This is a genomic window from Protofrankia sp. Cr1 (assembly GCF_963555865.1).
Classification (GTDB): domain Bacteria; phylum Actinomycetota; class Actinomycetes; order Frankiales; family Frankiaceae; genus Protofrankia.
Genome location: NZ_CAUVXO010000463.1, coordinates 2,266 through 2,771, shown reverse-complemented (window position 1 = coordinate 2,771; position 506 = coordinate 2,266). Strand labels below are relative to the sequence as shown.

Here is a 506-nt window from a genome sequence, read left to right as displayed (position 1 = left end):
TCTGCGCACCAATGCCCGAAAGTTCATCCGCGGATGGCTGCCGCCGCCCGCCGGGGAGCCACGGGTGGCGCCGCTGGTCCGCGGGGCCGGGCAGCTGCCCACGGTTGGGCGGGCCGCCCTGTTCGAGACGTTCCGCAACGGGTTGGAACCGGCTCAGCAGCCGATCGCGCGGGCGATCGGGATGATCGGAAACTCCGGTGACGAGTTGTCCCGGCTCGGCGGGCGGTTCGGCCAGACCTGCGACGTCTTCGTCGCGTTCTCGGTTGCCGGTGGCACCGGCGCCGGCATCTTCTACGACTATCTGTATCTGATCGGTGAGGCGTTCCAGCGGACGGACTACCGGGCGCAGATTTATCCGCTCGTGCTCATGCCGTCGGCGTTCGAGGAGGGGATGGGCGGTGGGCGCCGGGCCCGGCTCAACGCCGGCCGCGCCCTGCTGGACCTGTTCCGCCTGGTGGACGATCAGAACGGTTCCACCGCCGGCACGGAACTCACCGCCACCGGCA

Annotated in this window: 1 protein-coding gene; it reads left to right on the top strand. The window is 70.2% G+C overall.

Annotated features, from left to right (window positions below):
* Nucleotides 1–506: tubulin-like doman-containing protein (locus U9980_RS23760; protein WP_322769968.1), on the top strand; the 506-nt coding region annotated here is incomplete at both ends.